Annotated in this window: 3 protein-coding genes; all 3 read right to left on the bottom strand. The window is 46.6% G+C overall.

What is annotated here, in order from left to right; translation table 11 throughout:
- Positions 1 to 262: 262 nt before the first annotated feature.
- Complete coding sequence (gene istB / locus GY843_RS20015) at positions 263 to 1033, bottom strand: IS21-like element helper ATPase IstB (protein WP_297312335.1); 771 nt, start codon at positions 1031 to 1033, stop codon at positions 263 to 265.
- Complete coding sequence (gene istA, locus GY843_RS20010) at positions 1033 to 2469, bottom strand: IS21 family transposase (RefSeq protein ID WP_297312337.1); 1437 nt, start codon at positions 2467 to 2469, stop codon at positions 1033 to 1035. Before istA ends, istB begins: the two co-directional genes overlap by 1 nt.
- Positions 2470 to 2613: 144 nt before the next feature.
- The coding region (locus GY843_RS20005) for a hypothetical protein (protein ID WP_297312333.1) at positions 2614 to 3076 on the bottom strand (463 nt) is incomplete at its 5' end.

The raw sequence follows: 3076 nt of genomic DNA, 5'->3' as shown, positions 1-3076 counted from the left end.
TGCAGGAAACCCAAAGAAGCCTAGTTCACCTAGATTTATTTTGCTCTGCGTAACCAAAGCACATAAGAAGAGTAGTAGCCAGCAACTGCCATACGCTGCAGCGAAATGGCCGTAGAATTTTATAGTATTCATGAATGTGTTTCCTCGGATAACGCAGGTGTGACCAGCGTCAACTATTCTTTCCTACCAACGACAATTATTTTTACCGACGACAGTTCGCATAGGTTTTTCCCTCTGGGAGGGACCCCATGGGGTCCGCGGCTTATCGGACCTTTCTCTTCTGCTTCTTGGCTTCCTCTATCCGATAGCTTTTCATGTTCAGTTCCAAGATCACACTGTGATGAACAAGACGGTCTATCGCGGCCGCGGTCGTCATGGGATCTTTAAAGATGGATTCCCACTGAGAGAACGGAAGATTGCTAGTGATCATCACACTACCGCGTTCGTAACGATACGCCAGTAAACTAAACAGCACCTCCATCTCTGCACGGTTTTGCTGGACATAGCCAATATCATCAATGATCAGCACCTCATACTTTGAGAGCTTCTTGAGGGCTTTGTCCAGGACCAGATCGCGTTTGGCACGCAATAGATCCTGTACTAACAAACTGCAGGTACTGAAGTAAACGGTATGGCCTAGCTGAATGAGCTCCTGGCCAATAGCACACAATAAATGTGTTTTGCCGCTACCGGGATTACCAAAGGCCAAGATGTTCTCTGTGCGAGCCAAGAACTGACCGTCAAGAAGGCTGCGGATCTGTTGAACTATCTTGTTGGGCAGACGCGTCAGTTCGAAGGCACTCAGGCTTTTTTCCAAAGGTAGACGTGATTGTCGTAATAAGCGACTAATCCTGTTATGTTTACGAGACTCAACTTCACGTTCAACAAGCCCTTGAAGATAGGCTTGGTAACTGAGTGTTTCGGTAGCGGCCTGCTGAGCATCATCCGCATAATGCTGCCGTATGGTGGATAGTCGCAACTCTGTCAGTAAATCATCCAGACAAGGGGATGGTTGTTTCTTTTTGGATACCATTAGATCACCCTTTCCAACAACACGTCATAGTCTCTCAGATCAATGGCATCGACCGTGACTTCAGTCGCTGAAGGTAGCCGTTGAGCCGATGTCAGTTGCTCTTTGACGGTTTCGTGGCTGATCGGTTGATCATTGTGACAGAAGAGCAACAGAATGCGATTTACGTGTGTCTCAGACTCTGTGGCAGCCAAATGGAGGATTCGTAAGTATTCCTTGGAGGCCTGGCGAATACTGTGCTGTTTTGCTAATTGGTCATACGCAACACGAAAGTTGCTGGTCGGGAACATGCTGCTCTTATACCGATAGTTCTCAAACGCCCCTGGCTTTCGAACCAGCCAATCAATAACGTGACGGTAATTGATCCGATGCTTGCCGTCTCCATGGAGCCTGGGCATGCGATCGACCTGCTTCTGGGCATACCAGATCTCCAGATGCTCGGCACCCACGCGTACTTCAATGTTCTCTTTGATGAGACGGCTATGCACTGAGTAGGTATTGTTCAAGACGTTGATAGTACTGGAGCGACCCACACGGACTTTATACACACGTTTGTCATCAAGCCGCTTCTGCGGCAGAGACTTCAATAGCGGCAGCTCCTCATTGAATCGTTTGGTTCTGCCAGCATTGAGCTGGTCAAACAGTTGCTGCAGAAATATCTTATAGTCGTCTGCCGTGTCAAAGTTACGGCTGCCTCGCAGCATGAGCGCTTGATCTAAGGCCCGTTTGAATCGATGGTGACTCTGTTCGACATCCCCATTTTCATTCGGACATCTGGCTTGGATCTTGCAGCCTTCAAATCCGTAATAATTTTGAAGGGCTTGATAGTGCTGGGTAAATTCCTCTGGATGACTGGGTTTGTTAACGGCTGCCGACAAGCGGTCTGTTCGGTGTTGCTTGGGAACGCCCCCTAATTGCCACAGAGCATTCTGGAGCCCTTCACTGAGGCTGCCAAAGCTCTCTGAGAAACAGATCGTCCCGGTTTCCCAGTTCGAATAGGTTAACACAAAATGATAGATCATGTGATCGAAAGGGATTCCTTCGACCATCACACCAAGATCATTCATATGAGTAAAATCGGATTCACACAGCACGCCTGGTTTATGTACCTGTGGAAAGAAGACTTCTCGGGCCGGGCCCTCAGTAGCTCTCCAGATCTTAACACGACGTTGCAGTGTTCGAAGCTGTCCGTCCTGGTATCGGCCCGGATAATCGCGTTGTAGAGCCTCGAATAAGGTCTTGGCCTCCAAGCCAGGGTTAATCTCTATCTGGGCCTGGACCCAAGGCCAGTCATCCTCAAATGGATCTTTACGAGTCCGCCATGTATGCTGTGGAGCCAGTTGATTTGGCAACTGTTCCAGGTCCCTATACTTCCTGGCAGTCTTCTCGGTCATTCCTGCTTTGGCTGCTGCCACCGCAAGGGTCTTCTCTTTGTTGATTAATGTCATAAGCATTTTCACCTGTTCATCTGTGACCATTTGATACCTTTATGTTTAAACATAAGTCCGATATCAAACAGTCGACAACATTACCTTATCCGGTAATTTTAATTGTCGTTGAACGGTAAAAATAATTGTCGCTGATCAAATAATGTTTGTCCAGGATTTCCCTTTGTACTCAGGAGGTAACAGTTCACTTAATCGTTTTGTTAATCGGGGATCACCAATCTCTAAAACAGCTTTTATGATATTTCCCGATTTGCTGGGATAGCGACGCATAGCTAAAACCATTGGCAAAAATTTCGTGTTAACATTTGCTTCACCATTTATCTCTTGGTAAAGCATGTCAAAACCTATTTCGGTTTCAGCATTTACTAATATCTCTCTGCAATAAGCATAGAACCCTTCTACCTTGGAAAGCTCGTATAGCTTATTAATCCATAATTCGTCTCCGTATTCTGCTACTGTACGTGCGCATCCCCTAATATTTTTCAGACCAGTACTATCATTTGGCGACGAAGCTAGGTATTCTTCGAGTTCCCCAATTAGCCACTCTCTTAAAATTTTCACACCTATATGATAGCCTAGTTGAGCAAGATAATCAGCT

This window comes from Neptuniibacter sp. (assembly GCF_024231755.1).
GTDB lineage: Bacteria > Pseudomonadota > Gammaproteobacteria > Pseudomonadales > Balneatricaceae > Neptuniibacter.
Note: the sequence above shows the minus strand (reverse complement) of the source record. Positions and strands in the feature narration are given on the sequence as shown.